A 13,657-nucleotide genomic window follows, 5' to 3' on the forward strand; every position below is an offset into this window, starting at 1 on the left:
ACCCATTGGTAAACATCTCCTCAACGCAGGCAACCGTCATTCGATCCGGGCTGGGGAGCGTCCCGCTGTTGCCGATTGTGTGCCGAGGCTTGGCGGTGTCAATTCGCCGGACAATCAGGCGGGATCGGGGAGTGCCATGCCGTACCAGTTTTCCAATCGTCAGCAGATCCGCAAGCCGGCGGTGACCAGCAAGGGCGGCATCGTCGCGGCACAGTCACGGCGCGCCGCCGAGGTCGGGGCCGAGGTGCTCGCCGCGGGCGGCGACTGCGTCGACGCCGTGGTGGCGACCGGCTTTGCGCTCGGCGTGCTCGAGCCGTGGATGAGCGGCCTCGGCGGCGGCGGCGCCATGCTGCTGTACCGCGCCAGGGACAACCACATCGAGGTGATCGACTACGGCATGCGCGCCCCCGACAGCCTTGACGTCGCGGACTATCCGCTGGCCAACGACGGCAGCGTCGCAGCCGACATCTTCCCCTGGCCCCGCGTCAAGGACGACCGCAATCTGCACGGCCCCGGCGCGATCGCAGTGCCCGGCGTCGTCGCGGGCATGGAGGCGGCGCATCGCCGCTACGCGCGGCTGCCGTGGCAGGATCTCGTCACACCGAGCGTGAAGCTCGCCGCCGAGGGCCTGCTGGTGGACTGGTGGACCACCGTGATGATCTCGAGCTGCGCCGCAGACCTGCGCCGCTATCCCGGCAGCGCCGCGGCCTATCTGAAGGATGGTTTGCCGCCGAATCCGCAATGGGGCGCCAAGGCGGTGACGCGGCTGCCGCAGGAGCAGTTGAAGGCGACGCTGGCACATCTTGCCAGCGCCGGCGCGCGCGACTTCTACCGGGGCGACATTGCGCGCTCGCTCAGCCGCGACATCCAGGCCGCTAGTGGCGCGCTTTCAGTGGATGACCTCGCCGCGTTCGAGGCACATCACCGCGAGCCGCTACGCATTCCCTATCGCGGCGGCACGGTGTTCGCGACACCGGAGCTGACGGCCGGCCCGACGCTCGCACACGCCTTGCGGCTGATGCAGGCGCGCGTGACGGCCTCGGGCAAGACGCCTGATGCAAGCGCCTTCATCGCCTATGCCGAAGCGATGCAGTCGGCCTATCGCGAACGGCTCAACGACATGGGCGATGCGCCCGGCAAGCGCGCGCTCGGCGCCGAATATCTGGCACCGGCCTGCACCACGCACTACTCGGTGGTGGACCACGACGGCAACATGGCCGCGGTGACGCAGACCCTGCTGTCCGGCTTCGGCTCGAAATTCCAAGCGCCGCAGAGCGGCATCATGATGAACAACGGCATCATGTGGTTCGACCCGACGCCCGGCACGACGAACTCGCTGGCGCCGGGCAAGCGCTGCCTCACCAACTACACGCCGGTGGTGGCGCAGGCCGCCGACGGCCGCCGCCTCGCGCTGGGCGCCTCCGGCGGCCGGCGCATCCTGCCCGCCGTGGCGCAGATGCTCTCCTTCGTAATGGACTTCGGCATGGATCTCGACACGGCGATCCACCAGCCTCGCATCGACGCCAGCGAGGGTGACGTGGTCGGCGCAGATACGCGCCTGCCGGAGGAGGTGATGGACGCGCTCACGGCGAAGTTCGAGACCGCGCCAGCCCCCGTGCAGACCATGCCGATGAAATTCGCCTGCCCCAGCGTCGTGATGCGCGAGGGCGACGTGAACAGCGGCGCGACCGAGATCTTCCATGCGTGGGGAGATGCGGTGGCGGAGAGCTGACGCAACGATCCGTTAGATTCGAGAAATCACCGCGCTGACGGTGCGCTCCCCTCCCCCTTGCGGGGAGGGGAGATGAGATCGTGGCGCTGTCACCGCAGAACTTATGAACGGAGTTCGGGGCAAGCGCTGCTGGAGATCACCCCACCAGCGCCTGCACCAACCCACTCTCCGGATCCGCCAGCTCGTCGATCACGTCGAAATGGTGTCGGTCCGGCGCCTCGACATAGGCAGTGGAGGCCCCGAGCCCGGTCCAGATGTTGGCGAGCAGCTGGGCCTGGCGGCGGAATTCGTTGCGCTCCGCGCCGCCGACCCAGGCGGTGACACGGGCGCCAAGGACCGGCACCAGCAGTGCCGGGCTTTCCTTGGCAGCCACGGCATCGTCGATGTGCAAGGTCTCGTTCATCGCGGTCCGCTGCAGCGGGCGCAGATCGTGCAGGCCGGAGAGCGAAACAACGTTGCTGATCCGCGCCTGCCGCTCCGGCGGCAGCGGCGCGCCGCGGCAAATCATGCGGCTGACGAGATGGCCGCCGGCGGAATGCCCGGTCAGCGCCACCGGCCCCGCGACCTCGTCCATCGCCCGCGCGATCGCCTGCGCCACGTCGGCCGAAATATCGGCGATGCCGACCTCGGGACAGAGCCGGTAGGACGGCATCGCCACGGCATGGCCGCGCGCGATGGAGCCTTGCGCGAGATGCGACCAGAAGCTCTTGTCGAGCCGCATCCAATAGCCGCCATGCACGAACACGACGAGGCCCTTCGGCGTCCCCTCGGGAAGAAACAGGTCGAGGCGCTGACGGTCGTGCGCGCCATAGGCGATGTCGAGCCTGGCGCGGCCTTGCCCCGCCATTTCGGTACGATACGCCTCCGCCGGCGCGACCCACAGCCCGGGCCAGCGCTCGCCGCCGGCGATGTTGGGGCCATTGGCATAGGCGTTGTCCCAGTCCTTGACGGCATAGAGCATGAGGATCTCCTGATCGAATGATGAGCGCGAGGCTCACAGCCCGGTGCGCAGCTTCCAGAGCTCGGGGAACAGCACGATCTCCAGCATCTTGCGCAGATAATTGACGCCGCTGGTGCCGCCGGTGCCGGTCTTGAAGCCGATGATGCGCTCCACCGTGGTGACGTGGTTGAAGCGCCAGCGGCGGAAATAATCCTCGAAATCGACCAGCTTCTCGGCGAGCTCATACAATTCCCAATGCCGCTGCGGATCGCGATAGACGCTGGTCCAGGCGGCCGTCACCTCCGCGCTCTCGCTGCGCGTGCCGCGCCAGTCGGTGCGCTGCCCGTCGGCGCCGATGAAGAAACCGCGCCGCGCCAACAGGCGCAGCGCTTCGTCATACAGACTGGGCCTCGCGAGGATCGCTTCCAGCTCGGCGATCAGCTCCGGGTGATGCGCATGCGGACGCAGCATCGCCAGATTGCGGTTGCCGAGCAGGAATTCGATCGAGCGATACTGGAACGACTGGAAGCCCGAGGATTCGCCGAGCTTGTCGCGGAACAGCGTGTATTCGCTCGGGGTCATCGTGCGCAGCACGTCCCACGCACCGTTGAGCTGCTCGAAGATGCGCGACACCCGCGTCAGCATCTTGAACGCCGGCTGCACGTCGTCTTTGGCGATCGCGGCCATTGCCGCCTTGATCTCGTGGATGGCGAGCTTCATCCATAGCTCGGAGGTCTGGTGCTGGATGATGAACAAGAGCTCGTCATGGGCCGAGGACAGCGGCGCCTGGGCGTCGAGCAGGCGATCCAGCATCAGATAGTCGCCATAGGACATCCGTCCCTTGAAATTCATCCGCGCACCTTCGGTGGCGGGATCGTAGGGACCGTTGCTCACGTCACGAGCTCCTTCTGGCGATATTCGGGTCTGTCCCACAGTTTATTGTCGAGGACCTCCGCGAGGAGGTCGACCGCGCCGCGCACCTCGGCCTCGCCGAGATAGAGCGGCGTGAAGCCGAAGCGCAGGGCATCCGGCGCGCGGAAGTCGCCGATCACGCCGCGCGCGATCAGCGCCCGCATGATCGCATAGCCGTCGGGATGGCGGAACGACACCTGGCTGCCGCGCCGCGACGGATCGCGCGGCGACGCCAAGGTCAGCGACGGACAGCGTTTCTCGACCTCGGCGATGAACAATTCCGACAGCGCGATCGAGGCCGCGCGCACGTCCTGCATCGACACGCCGTCCCAGGCGTCGAGCGCGGCATCGAGCGCGGCGAGCGCAATGATCGGCGGCGTGCCGATGCGCATGCGTTCGATGCCGCCGCCGGGGCGGTAGTCGAGATCGAAGGCGAACGGCGCCTCGTGCCCCATCCAGCCGGACAACGCCGGCGGCGCGATGTCTGCGTAACGCGGCGCGACATAGATGAAGGCCGGCGCACCGGGCCCGCCATTGAGATATTTGTAGGTGCAGCCGACCGCGAAGTCGGCCTCGGCGCCGGCGAGGTCGACCGGCACGGCGCCGGCGGAATGCGCGAGGTCCCACACCGTGAGCGCGCCAGCCGCGTGCGCCTTCTTCGTCAGCGCGGCCATGTCGTGCATGCGGCCGGTGCGGTAATCCACCTCGGTCAGCATCAGCACGGCGACGCTGTCGTCGATCGCCGCCTCCACCTGCTCGGGCTCGACCACCTTCAAGGTGGCGCGGTCGCCGAGCATGCGGACCAGGCCCTGCGCCATATAGAGATCGGACGGGAAATTGCCGCTGTCGGACAGGACGACCCGGCGTCCCGGATTGAGCGACAGCGCCGCGGCGAGCGCCTGATACACCTTGATCGAGAGCGTATCGCCCATCACGACCGTGCTGGGCGCGGCCCCGATCAGCCGCGCGATGCGATCGCCGACCCGGCGCGGCTGCACCATCCATCCGGCGGTGTTCCAGCCGCGGATCAGCTCCTGCCCCCACTCCGCTTCGATCATGCGGCCAACGCGGGCGGGCACGGCCGACGGCAGCGCGCCGAGCGAGTTGCCATCGAGATAGATGACCCCTTCAGGGATCGCGAAGAGCGCTCGAGTCCTGGAAAAATCGGTCATGCTGCCCCTGTGTGGTTCGCCGCCCTGCATGCATGATTCGCGCCGGGTCGGACCAGATCAAGCCGGTCCCATCGCGACCGGCACCGCGCGCGCTGCATGGCTCGCGAAGACGTGAGGATGTCGACACAATCCAGCCGGTCGATCGCCGCCGGTCCGCGACATTGACGCGCCACGGCAGGCTTGTCACGGGCGGCGCGTGGCGCATGATAGATCGATCCGAACCGCCGATGGAGGACACGACATGCGCATTCTGGTGCCGCTCGTCCTGCTGCTGGCGCTGCTGGTCCGCCCCGCCGCCGCGGCCGACGCCAGCGCGGCGCAGAGCGTGATTCGCGCCCAAGAGCAGGCGCTGGCGCGCGACGACGGCGCGACCGCCTATGCCCAGGCCGCGCCGGAGATCCAGGCGCTGTTTCCGAGCGTCGAGATCTTCATGAGCATGGTCAAGAGCGGCTATCCGCCGGTCTATCGCCATCGCAGCTTCGAATTCGGCGCCGCGCAGGTCGAGGACGGCAGCATCGCGCAGCGCGTCCACATCGTCGATGCCGAAGGCGAGGCGTGGGAGGCGCTCTACACGCTGCAGACCCAGCCCGACGGCAGCCTCAAGATCACCGGCTGCTCACTGTTGAAGACGGGCCAGTCGGTCTAGCGCGGTGCGGCTACGTCACGCCGAAGCGCTTCTTGAACTGCTCGACATTGATGAGGCCGCGGCCGTGGCGGCCGTCGCCGATCTTCACCTCGCCATGATAGGCCGCGACCGAGAAGCGGATGACGCGGCGCTCGACCTCGATCACCTCGGCGACGGTGCGAATGGTGGCGCCGACCGGCGACGCCGCGAGATGGCGGACATTGACCTCGGTGCCGACCGTGACCCAGCCCGGCGGCAGCGCCGGGTTGATGGCGTCGCCCGAGGTCATCTCCATCTCCAGGATCATCATCGGCGTCGCATAGACCATGGGCATATGGGGGACGAAATGCCCGACGGTGCGCTCCGGCGGCACCACCAGCAGGCGCTCGGCGCGCATGCCGGGCTTGATGATCTCACGTGCGTCCATGGCTGCTCCGAACTGTGCTGTCGTCCCGGACAAGCGCGCGGCACGCGCGCGCCGATCCGGGATCCATACGTCGTGGCGGTCGTGATGGACAAAAGGCCAATGACCAGCGCGCCTCGAACCGCTCCCTGGGGGTAGGCGTCCCGGCGTTCGCCGGGACGACGGCGGTGATCGTCGAGACAGATGTCATGGCCTCGCTTTCGCCAGGACGACGGCCAACTACTTCTTCTGCTCGGCCAGGCGCTCGACGAAGGTCTTGCCGCCCTTCATCTTGTGCGTCAGCGGCGCCTCGTTGATCTGGATCACCACCGCTTCCGGATCGACGCCGAGATGCGTCACCAGCGCCTGGGTGATGTCGCGCATCATGTTGGCCTTCTGCTCGTCGGTGCGGCCGGCGGCCATGCTCACGGTGATCTCGGGCATTCGCTCTCTCCCTCGTCATGGCCGGGCTTGTCCCGGCCATCCACGTTTCTCCAATCAAACAAGACGTGGATGCCCGGCACAAGGCCGGGCATGACGACCGCAAGGAATGCCTACCCCCAGCTCACGTCATGGCGCGCGAGCACGTCGCGGACGCCGGCTATGAGCTCGTCCTCCTTGCAGGAGAACTGCGCCGGGCGGCTCTCCCGCCATTCCTGGTTGGAGGCGATCGCGGCGGCAGCTTTCGCACCCTCGATCAGATCCTTGATCTGCACCTCGCCGCGCGCCTTCTCGTCACTGCCCTGGATGATGACGCAGGGCGCGTTGCGGCGATCGGCATATTTGAGCTGGTTGCCCATGTTCTTCGGGTTGCCAAGATAGAGCTCGGCGCGGATGCCGTGATTGCGCAGGGTCGACACCATCTTCTGATAGTCCGCGACGCGCTCGCGATCGAACACGGTGACGACCACCGGCCCGAACGCCGGCCGCGTATCGAGCTTGCCGAGCAAGGTCAGCGCCGCCTGCAGACGCGAGACGCCGATCGAAAATCCGGTCGCCGGCACCGGCTCGCCACGGAAGCGCGAGACGAGACCGTCATAACGGCCACCGCCGCCGACCGAGCCGAAGCGCACGGGACGGCCCTTCTCGTCCTTGGTCTCGAGCAGGAGCTCAACTTCGTAAACGGGGCCAGTGTAGTATTCGAGCCCACGGACGACGGAGGGTTCGACGCGGACGCGGCTGTAACCGTAACCGGACGCGCTGCACAGTCTGGCGATCTCGGTCAGCTCGTTGACGCCTTCCACATAGGCCGGCGAGGACATGAACAATTTCCGCTGAGCAACGCTCGCCAAGACCTGGGCGTTGAACTGCAGATCCTGCTCCTCACCTTGGATTTGCGGCTCCGCGACCTTCATCTCGAAGAAGGTCAGCAGGGAGTCGATCTGACTTTCAGTCAGGCCCGCGCCCTTGGTGAAATCACCCTTGCCGACCTCGCCGCCGTCCCAGCGGCCCTCGCCGAGCAGCTTCTTGATCTCTGAAATCGGAAACTTGTCGGCCTTGTCGATTGCCCTAAGCACCGTCAGCCGACGGCCCGCGTGCTCATCACCGCCGATGCCGATCGCCTCCATCACGCCATCGAGCACCTTGCGGTTGTTCACCTTCACGACATACGAGCCGCGCGGAATCCCCAGCGCCTCCATCGCATCCGCCGCCATCATGCACATCTCGGCGTCCGCTGCCGGCGAGCCGGAGCCGACGGTGTCGGCGTCGAACTGCATGAACTGGCGGAAGCGGCCAGGGCCGGGCTTCTCGTTGCGGAAAACGTAGCCGGCGCGATAGCTGCGATATGGCTTCGGCAGCGCGTCGAAATTCTCGGCGACGTAGCGTGCGAGCGGCGCGGTCAGGTCGTATCGCAGCGAGATCCACTGCTCGTCATCGTCCTGGAACGAGAACACGCCCTCGTTCGGACGGTCCTGGTCGGGCAGGAATTTGCCGAGCGCGTCGGTGTATTCGAACGCCGGCGTCTCCACCGGCTCGAAGCCGTAGCGCTCATAGACGGCGCGGATCTTCTCGACCATCTCGCGCGTGGCGGCTATCGCCGCGGGGCCGCGATCCTCGAGCCCGCGCGGCAGCCGCGCCTTCAGCTTCTGGGGTTTCTTCGGTTTGTCGGACATGGGGACCGGAACGTAGGGTGGGCCAAGCGCAGCGGGCCCACCATGGCTGATAAACGCCGAAGTGGTGGGCACGGTCCGCTACGCGGCCCTTTGCCCACCCTACGGGATGGAATGCGTTGCTTGGTTGGTAGCAGCCGGGGCGCGGTGCGGCAACCCGAAGGCCGGGTCAGGCGCTGGCGCATGGCACTGGCTCAGCATTCTCAGTGAGAGCCACGCTTCCGCCACGCATGCGGTGCGCCCCCTCCCCGCGTGCGGGGGAGGGTTAGGGTGGGGGCGCCCCAACGGTGGTCTTTACGGGGCTTCCCCCTCCCCAGCCCTCCCCCGCAAGCGGGGGAGGGAGCAAACCGTCATCGCGGCTAGACTGTTCCCAGAACCTGCAAGCGCTAGGGAGGCATGCCCCTACTTCACGTCCCGAATCCACTGATGCGGATCGGGGCTGCGGCCGTACTGGATGTCGACCAGCTGCTTGCGCAGGCCCATGGCGACCGGGCCGGCCTCGCCGCCGTTGATCAGGACGTCGCCGCTCGCCGAGCACACCTTGCCGATCGGCGAGATCACCGCGGCGGTGCCGCAGGCGAACGCTTCCTTCAGCTTGCCGCTCTTGGCGTCCGTCCGCCACTGGTCGATCGAATACGCCTCCTCGCGCACCTCGCGGCCGGCATCGCGCGCCAGCTTGATGATGGAATCGCGGGTGATGCCGGGGAGGATGGTGCCGAGCGGCGGCGTCGACAGCGAGCCGTCGTCGAACACGAAGAACACGTTCATGCCGCCGAGCTCCTCGACATAGCGGCGCTCGATCGCATCAAGGAACACGACCTGGTCGCAGCCATGCTGGATCGCCTCGGCCTGCGCCTTGAGGCTCGCGGCATAGTTGCCGCCGCATTTGACGCCGCCGGTGCCGCCGACCGCGGCCCGGGTGTAGTTCTCCGAGACCCAGATCGAGACCGGCGCCGGCCCGCCCTTGAAATAGGAGCCGACCGGCGAGGCGATGACCGCGAAGATGTACTCGGCCGACGGCTTCACCCCGAGGAACACCTCGTTGGCGATCATGAACGGGCGCAGATAGAGGCTGCCCTCGCCGCCCGGGATCCAGGCGCGATCGATGCGGACGAGCTGCTCGACCGCCTCGATGAAAACCTCCGGCGGCAGTTGCGCCATCGCCATGCGCTCGGCCGAGTTCCAGAACCGCTTCGCGTTGGCATCGGGGCGGAACAGGTTCACGCCGCCATCGTCGCGCTTGTAGGCCTTCAGGCCCTCGAAGATCTCCTGCGCGTAATGCAGGACGGCCGCGGCCGGATCGAGCGGGAAGTTGGCGCGGGATTCGACCCGTGCGCTGTGCCAGCCCTTGTCCTGGCTGTACTGGACCACGGCCATGTGATCGGTGAACACCCGGCCGAAGCCCGGATTGGCGAGCTTGGCAGCACGCTCCTGGTCGGAGGTCGGGTTCGTCGTCGGCTTGATGTCGAATGTCAAAGTCATGTCCTTGCTTCCCCCGCTTGATCGCCATTCGCGAGTTCTGGCGCCGACCCGTCCGATCGGGCCAGTCGGCTTTTTGAATTTCGGACCTGCCGCGACCGGCTTTTGAGCCGGTCACCGGGCAAGCATGCCACCACAGGACATGCTTTTGCGCCCGGCGGAAGTCCAGTATGGTTTGCCGAAATGCCGCTCGACATCACACGGTTGTTCGATACGTCGCCCAGGGATGCCCGTCGGGGTTGCCTACGGCCCGTTCAGACACGCCTGGAGACCCATCGCCCGCCGATGAAACGATCTAAAATTTCGTAGCGGACGATTGTTTTGTAACATTGAACCGCAGAAACGTCAATATGGCTGACATAAATTTCTCGTCTCCGACGTTGAGCCCCGAGCTGCGCGCGGCTGAGCCCTCCGCGGCCGCCGGCGGCGAGCCGCTGCGCTGGGACATCATCGAGCTCTTGTTCTTCGCCTATCGCGACTTCGTCGGCGACGCCGATCATGAGCTGGAGGCGTTCGGCTTCGGCCGCGCGCATCATCGCGTGATGCATTTCGTCACACGCTATCCGGGCCTGAAGGTCGCCGATCTGCTCGACGTGCTGCGCATCACCAAGCAGTCGCTCGGACGCGTGCTCAAGCAGCTGCTCGACGAAGGCTACATCGTGCAGAAGACCGGCAACAATGATCGCCGGCAGCGCCTTCTTTTCGCCACGCCGAAGGGCGAGGCGCTGGTCGCCAAGCTGGCCGGGCTGCAGACGCGGCGCATCGATCGCGCGCTGGAGCAGATCGGACCGGCCGGCGCCGAGAAGGTCCGGCAGTTCCTGCGCGCGATGATCGATCGCGACGATCCGGACAAGGTGCTGGAAGCCATCTTCAAGACGCCTGTCGCCGCTGCCAAGGAGTGACCGTGACGATCGCCGCCATCGCCCCGCATCATCAGCAGACGCCGGCCGACGACGCGCCGCATCTCCTGCTCGTCGACGACGACCGCCGCATCCGCGACCTGCTGTCGCGCTTCCTGCGCGGCGAAGGCTATCGCGTCACCACCGCGGCGAGCGCGAGCGATGCCCGCGCCAAGCTGACGGGACTGCATTTCGATCTCCTGATCCTCGACGTGATGATGCCCGGCGAAAGCGGCTTCGACCTCGCCCGCTTCATCCGCACGCAATCCTCGGTGCCGATCGTGATGCTGACCGCACGGGCCGAGCCGGAGAGCCGCATCGAGGGCCTGCAGCTCGGCGCCGACGACTACGTCGCAAAACCTTTTGAACCGCGAGAGCTCGCGCTGCGCATCGGCAACATCCTCAAGCGCGCCGCGCCGCCGCCGGCCGAGGAGGTCGTCGAGCAGATCGCGTTCGGGCCGTTCGTCTATCATCTGGCGCGCGGCGAGCTGAAGCAGGGCGAGGAGATCGTCCACCTCACCGACCGCGAGCGCGAGATGCTGCGCATCCTCGCCAATGCCCGCGGCGAGACCGTGCCGCGCGGCGCGCTGACCGGCAACGGCACCGTCAACGAGCGCGCCGTCGACGTCCAGATCAACCGCCTGCGCCGCAAGCTCGAGAGCGATCCGGCCAATCCGCTGTTCCTGCAGGCCGTGCGCGGCATCGGCTACCGGCTGATGACGTCGGGTTGAGATGAGCGGTTGATATGCCGGGCCATTCCGACCACGTTGCCTTGAAAGCATCTGAGCTAGCTTCCTCACCGCAAGACCTGAAACGACCTGGCATCTCCGCGTCATTGCGAGCGAAGCGAAGCAATCCAGAGTCCCGCGACGATTTTGGATTGCTTCGTCGCGGAGCCTGCCCTCGGGCTCGCCGCGGGCGAGGCCCGGGGGCTCCTCGCAATGACGGAAACGGCGCGCGTTAGGATTATCATGAGCACGCTCGACACCGGCCTCACCCTGATCCGCACCGCGTCGCGGCGGGTGTCGCGCGCCAACAGCCTGGTCGGCAACGCGTTCAAGGGCTGGATGCCGACCGGCCTCTATGCCCGCGCGCTCTTGATCATGATCGTGCCGATGGTGATCCTGCAGACGGTGGTCGCGGGCGTGTTCATGGAGCGGCACTGGAACACGGTGACACGACGCCTCTCCGCCGCCGTTGTGCAGGACGTCGCCGCGCTGATCGACATCTACAAGGGCTATCCGCAGGACAAGGACCGCACCATGCTGCGCCGGATCGCGCAGCAGCGGCTCAACCTGGTGGTCGACTTCCTGCCCGCCGGCGACATGCCGCCGCCGGGGCCAAAGCCGTTCTTCAACCTGCTCGACCAGTCGCTGTCGAGCCAGATCGGCCGCCAGATCAGCCGCCCGTTCTGGATCGACACCGTCGGCCGCTCCAATCTGGTCGAGATCCGCATCGCGCTCGATGACGCCGTGATGCGCGTGTTCGCGCAGCGTGGCGCGGCCTACGCGTCGAACACCGATATCTTCCTGTTCTGGATGGTCGGCACCTCCTCGATCCTGCTGATCGTCTCGGTGCTGTTCCTGCGCAACCAGATCAAGCCGATCCTGCGCCTCGCAGATGCCGCCGAGAGTTTCGGCAAGGGCCGCGAGGTGCCGAACTTCCGGCCGCGCGGCGCGCGCGAGGTGCGGCGTGCGGCACACGCCTTCCTGGAGATGAAGGCGCGCATCGAGCGCACCCTGGAGCAGCGCACGGCGATGCTGGCCGGTGTCAGCCACGACCTGCGCACCATCCTGACGCGCTTCAAGCTGGAGCTGGCGCTGCTCGGCGACAGTCCCGAGATCGACGCCATGCGCAAGGACGTCGACGAGATGTCGCACATGCTGGAGGATTATCTGGCGTTCGCACGCGGCGACAATGGCGAGATCGCGCAGCCGACCGACATCTCCAACGCGCTCGAGGAGCTGCGCGGCGACGCCGAGCGCAACGGCCATTCCGCCACGGTCTCGTTCCACGGCCTGCCTGTGGTCACCGTGAAGCCGCAGGCGCTGAAGCGCTGCCTCGGCAATCTCGTCTCCAACGCCGCCCGCCATGCCGATGCGATCGCCATCACCGGCCATCGCGACCACCGCTACCTCACCATCACCGTCGACGATGACGGCCCGGGCATCCCGGCCGACATGCGCGAGGAGGTGTTCAAGCCGTTCCTGCGCCTCGACGACGCGCGCAACCAGGACGAGGGCGGCACGGGCCTGGGCCTCGCCATCGCCCGCGACATCGCGCGGTCCCATGGCGGCGACATCACCCTCGGCGACAGCCCGATGGGCGGGTTGCGGGCGAGCGTGCGGATTCCGGTTTAGCGCGCTGCTTAGCTCACTCCTGCGCGACCACGGCGTCGAGCCACGCGCAGTTCAGTGCCGAAACGCGAGGATCCGGCACGCGAACGCCGCGTGCAGCCGCGGACAGCCGCATATCGCGCAGGCGCTTGCGCTGCTCATCCGGCAGGTACAATCGCTCGTGCCCCCACAATGACGGACCGTCAAAGGTCTCATGCGGCTGCCAGGTCGCGGGATCGATCACCCGGCCGCCCCAGCCATATTCGATGAAGAAGCCGGAGGGCGTGTTGACGTAGAACGAGGTCATGTGGTCGTTGGTGTGACGGCCGAGCGTGTAGGCCACGCGCCCGTCGTCGAGCTGTGCCAGGTCGTAGCCCTGACCGACGTCGTCGAGACTACCTAGTTCCACCATGAAGTGATGCAGTGTGCGGCGACCGGAGCCGACCATCGCGAAGCTGTGGTGGCGGCCGTTGACGTGGAAGAAATAGAGCTTGTACGGCGTCAGTCCGAAGTCGGACACCTTGAAGCCGAGCAGGTCGCGATAGAACCGCAGCAGCGGCTCGACGTCCTCGACGTTGAGGACGACGTGCCCCATGCCGAGCGGCCCGGTGCGAAAGCCGGAGATCGGACGTCCCGGCCTGAAGGGATCCGAGGCGACAGCTGCACCCCAGAACACCTCGATCGTGTTGCCGGCGGGATCCTGAAAGCAGATCAGCTCGGTGACATGACGCTCGTCGACCAGTGCCTGCGAACCGCGGGCCACCTTCACGCCGTTGTCGTCGAGACGGCTCGCGAGGCGCGCGAGCGCCGCGGCGTCGCCGACCTCCCAACCCATGACAGCGAGCCCGCCATCGCCGCTGCCATCGACGATCAGCCGCTGCTTGCGATCATCCATCCGATAGGCCTGCACGCTGGCCGCGCGATCCACGCGCTGCATCCCGAGGAGCTCGGTCGCCATGCGTCCCCACTGCTCCGCTTGGGACGACTTGATGCCGATGTAACCGAGCGCCGTTATTTCCATCTTGTTTTCTCCCGAAAGGTGCGGGCG

Annotated in this window: 13 protein-coding genes; 5 read left to right on the plus strand and 8 right to left on the minus strand. The window is 66.9% G+C overall.

The window, feature by feature from the left end:
* The first annotated feature begins 136 nt into the window (after positions 1 to 136).
* Positions 137 to 1,732: a gamma-glutamyltransferase gene (locus QX126_RS01850; protein ID WP_315778980.1), complete on the plus strand. Its 1,596-nt coding sequence runs from the start codon at positions 137 to 139 to the stop codon at positions 1,730 to 1,732.
* 136 nt (positions 1,733 to 1,868) lie between these two features.
* On the opposite strand, the gene QX126_RS01855 is transcribed toward QX126_RS01850, so the two are convergent.
* From QX126_RS01855 to kynU, 3 genes are read right to left on the minus strand one after another with little or no spacing between them, the layout of a single operon-like run.
* On the minus strand, positions 1,869 to 2,693 hold the full coding sequence (locus QX126_RS01855) for an alpha/beta hydrolase (protein ID WP_315778982.1): 825 nt from the start codon (positions 2,691 to 2,693) through the stop codon (positions 1,869 to 1,871).
* Positions 2,694 to 2,726: 33 nt separating this feature from the next.
* Entirely contained in the window at positions 2,727 to 3,566 is an 840-nt protein-coding gene (kynA, locus tag QX126_RS01860; protein ID WP_315778984.1) for a tryptophan 2,3-dioxygenase, read from the minus strand.
* Positions 3,563 to 4,756 (minus strand): kynureninase, encoded by a 1,194-nt coding sequence (kynU, locus tag QX126_RS01865; RefSeq protein WP_315778985.1) that lies wholly within the window; start codon positions 4,754 to 4,756, stop codon positions 3,563 to 3,565. The genes kynA and kynU overlap by 4 nt, the downstream gene beginning before the upstream one ends.
* Before the next feature lie 241 nt (positions 4,757 to 4,997).
* Here kynU and QX126_RS01870 point away from each other — a divergent pair, with 241 nt between their 5' ends.
* Positions 4,998 to 5,402, plus strand: coding sequence for a DUF4864 domain-containing protein (locus QX126_RS01870; protein ID WP_315778987.1), 405 nt, complete (start codon positions 4,998 to 5,000; stop codon positions 5,400 to 5,402).
* Positions 5,403 to 5,412: 10 nt separating this feature from the next.
* On the opposite strand, the gene QX126_RS01875 is transcribed toward QX126_RS01870, so the two are convergent.
* The 4 genes from QX126_RS01875 to QX126_RS01890 all read right to left on the minus strand — a co-directional run bounded on the left by QX126_RS01875 (position 5,413) and on the right by QX126_RS01890 (position 9,377).
* A complete protein-coding gene (locus QX126_RS01875; protein ID WP_315778988.1) occupies positions 5,413 to 5,808 on the minus strand; it encodes a thioesterase family protein in 396 nt (131 codons plus the stop codon).
* Between the two features lie 216 nt (positions 5,809 to 6,024).
* Positions 6,025 to 6,228, minus strand: coding sequence for a tautomerase family protein (locus QX126_RS01880; RefSeq protein ID WP_315778990.1), 204 nt, complete (start codon positions 6,226 to 6,228; stop codon positions 6,025 to 6,027).
* 110 nt (positions 6,229 to 6,338) lie between these two features.
* The gene (gene hisS / locus QX126_RS01885; protein ID WP_315778992.1) at positions 6,339 to 7,898 is read right to left on the minus strand and encodes a histidine--tRNA ligase; all 1,560 of its coding nucleotides are present in this window, start codon (positions 7,896 to 7,898) and stop codon (positions 6,339 to 6,341) included.
* Positions 7,899 to 8,297: 399 nt separating this feature from the next.
* Positions 8,298 to 9,377 (minus strand): branched-chain amino acid aminotransferase, encoded by a 1,080-nt coding sequence (locus QX126_RS01890; protein ID WP_315778993.1) that lies wholly within the window; start codon positions 9,375 to 9,377, stop codon positions 8,298 to 8,300.
* A 347-nt stretch (positions 9,378 to 9,724) separates the two neighbouring features.
* Between QX126_RS01890 and QX126_RS01895 the strand changes: the two genes are divergently transcribed.
* The 3 genes from QX126_RS01895 (at position 9,725) to QX126_RS01905 (ending at position 12,633) form a co-directional block, all read left to right on the plus strand.
* A complete protein-coding gene (locus tag QX126_RS01895) occupies positions 9,725 to 10,276 on the plus strand; it encodes a MarR family winged helix-turn-helix transcriptional regulator (protein WP_315778001.1) in 552 nt (183 codons plus the stop codon).
* On the plus strand, positions 10,273 to 11,004 hold the full coding sequence (locus tag QX126_RS01900; RefSeq protein ID WP_315736618.1) for a response regulator transcription factor: 732 nt from the start codon (positions 10,273 to 10,275) through the stop codon (positions 11,002 to 11,004). The genes QX126_RS01895 and QX126_RS01900 overlap by 4 nt, the downstream gene beginning before the upstream one ends.
* Positions 11,005 to 11,244: 240 nt before the next feature.
* Positions 11,245 to 12,633, plus strand: coding sequence for an ATP-binding protein (locus tag QX126_RS01905; RefSeq protein WP_315754775.1), 1,389 nt, complete (start codon positions 11,245 to 11,247; stop codon positions 12,631 to 12,633).
* Positions 12,634 to 12,646: 13 nt separating this feature from the next.
* Here the strand turns inward: QX126_RS01905 and QX126_RS01910 are convergent, their stop codons facing one another.
* The gene (locus tag QX126_RS01910) at positions 12,647 to 13,630 is read right to left on the minus strand and encodes a VOC family protein (protein ID WP_315778994.1); all 984 of its coding nucleotides are present in this window, start codon (positions 13,628 to 13,630) and stop codon (positions 12,647 to 12,649) included.
* Positions 13,631 to 13,657: the final 27 nt, after the last annotated feature.

Origin of the sequence: Bradyrhizobium sp. SZCCHNPS1003 (genome assembly GCF_032381555.1) — a bacterium.
In the GTDB taxonomy this organism is placed as follows: Bacteria; Pseudomonadota; Alphaproteobacteria; order Rhizobiales; family Xanthobacteraceae; genus Bradyrhizobium.

Bases quoted from the DNA above. Each gene is read 5' to 3' on its own strand.
- QX126_RS01850 (WP_315778980.1), top strand. From the start codon at position 137: ATGCCGTACCAGTTTTCCAATCGTCAGCAGATCCGCAAGCCGGCGGTG.
- QX126_RS01855 (WP_315778982.1), bottom strand. From the start codon at position 2,693: ATGCTCTATGCCGTCAAGGACTGGGACAACGCCTATGCCAATGGCCCC.
- kynU (WP_315778985.1), bottom strand. From the start codon at position 4,756: ATGACCGATTTTTCCAGGACTCGAGCGCTCTTCGCGATCCCTGAAGGG.
- QX126_RS01870 (WP_315778987.1), top strand. From the start codon at position 4,998: ATGCGCATTCTGGTGCCGCTCGTCCTGCTGCTGGCGCTGCTGGTCCGC.
- QX126_RS01875 (WP_315778988.1), bottom strand. From the start codon at position 5,808: ATGGACGCACGTGAGATCATCAAGCCCGGCATGCGCGCCGAGCGCCTG.
- QX126_RS01880 (WP_315778990.1), bottom strand. From the start codon at position 6,228: ATGCCCGAGATCACCGTGAGCATGGCCGCCGGCCGCACCGACGAGCAG.
- hisS (WP_315778992.1), bottom strand. From the start codon at position 7,898: ATGTCCGACAAACCGAAGAAACCCCAGAAGCTGAAGGCGCGGCTGCCG.
- QX126_RS01890 (WP_315778993.1), bottom strand. From the start codon at position 9,377: ATGACTTTGACATTCGACATCAAGCCGACGACGAACCCGACCTCCGAC.
- QX126_RS01895 (WP_315778001.1), top strand. From the start codon at position 9,725: ATGGCTGACATAAATTTCTCGTCTCCGACGTTGAGCCCCGAGCTGCGC.
- QX126_RS01905 (WP_315754775.1), top strand. From the start codon at position 11,245: ATGAGCACGCTCGACACCGGCCTCACCCTGATCCGCACCGCGTCGCGG.
- QX126_RS01910 (WP_315778994.1), bottom strand. From the start codon at position 13,630: ATGGAAATAACGGCGCTCGGTTACATCGGCATCAAGTCGTCCCAAGCG.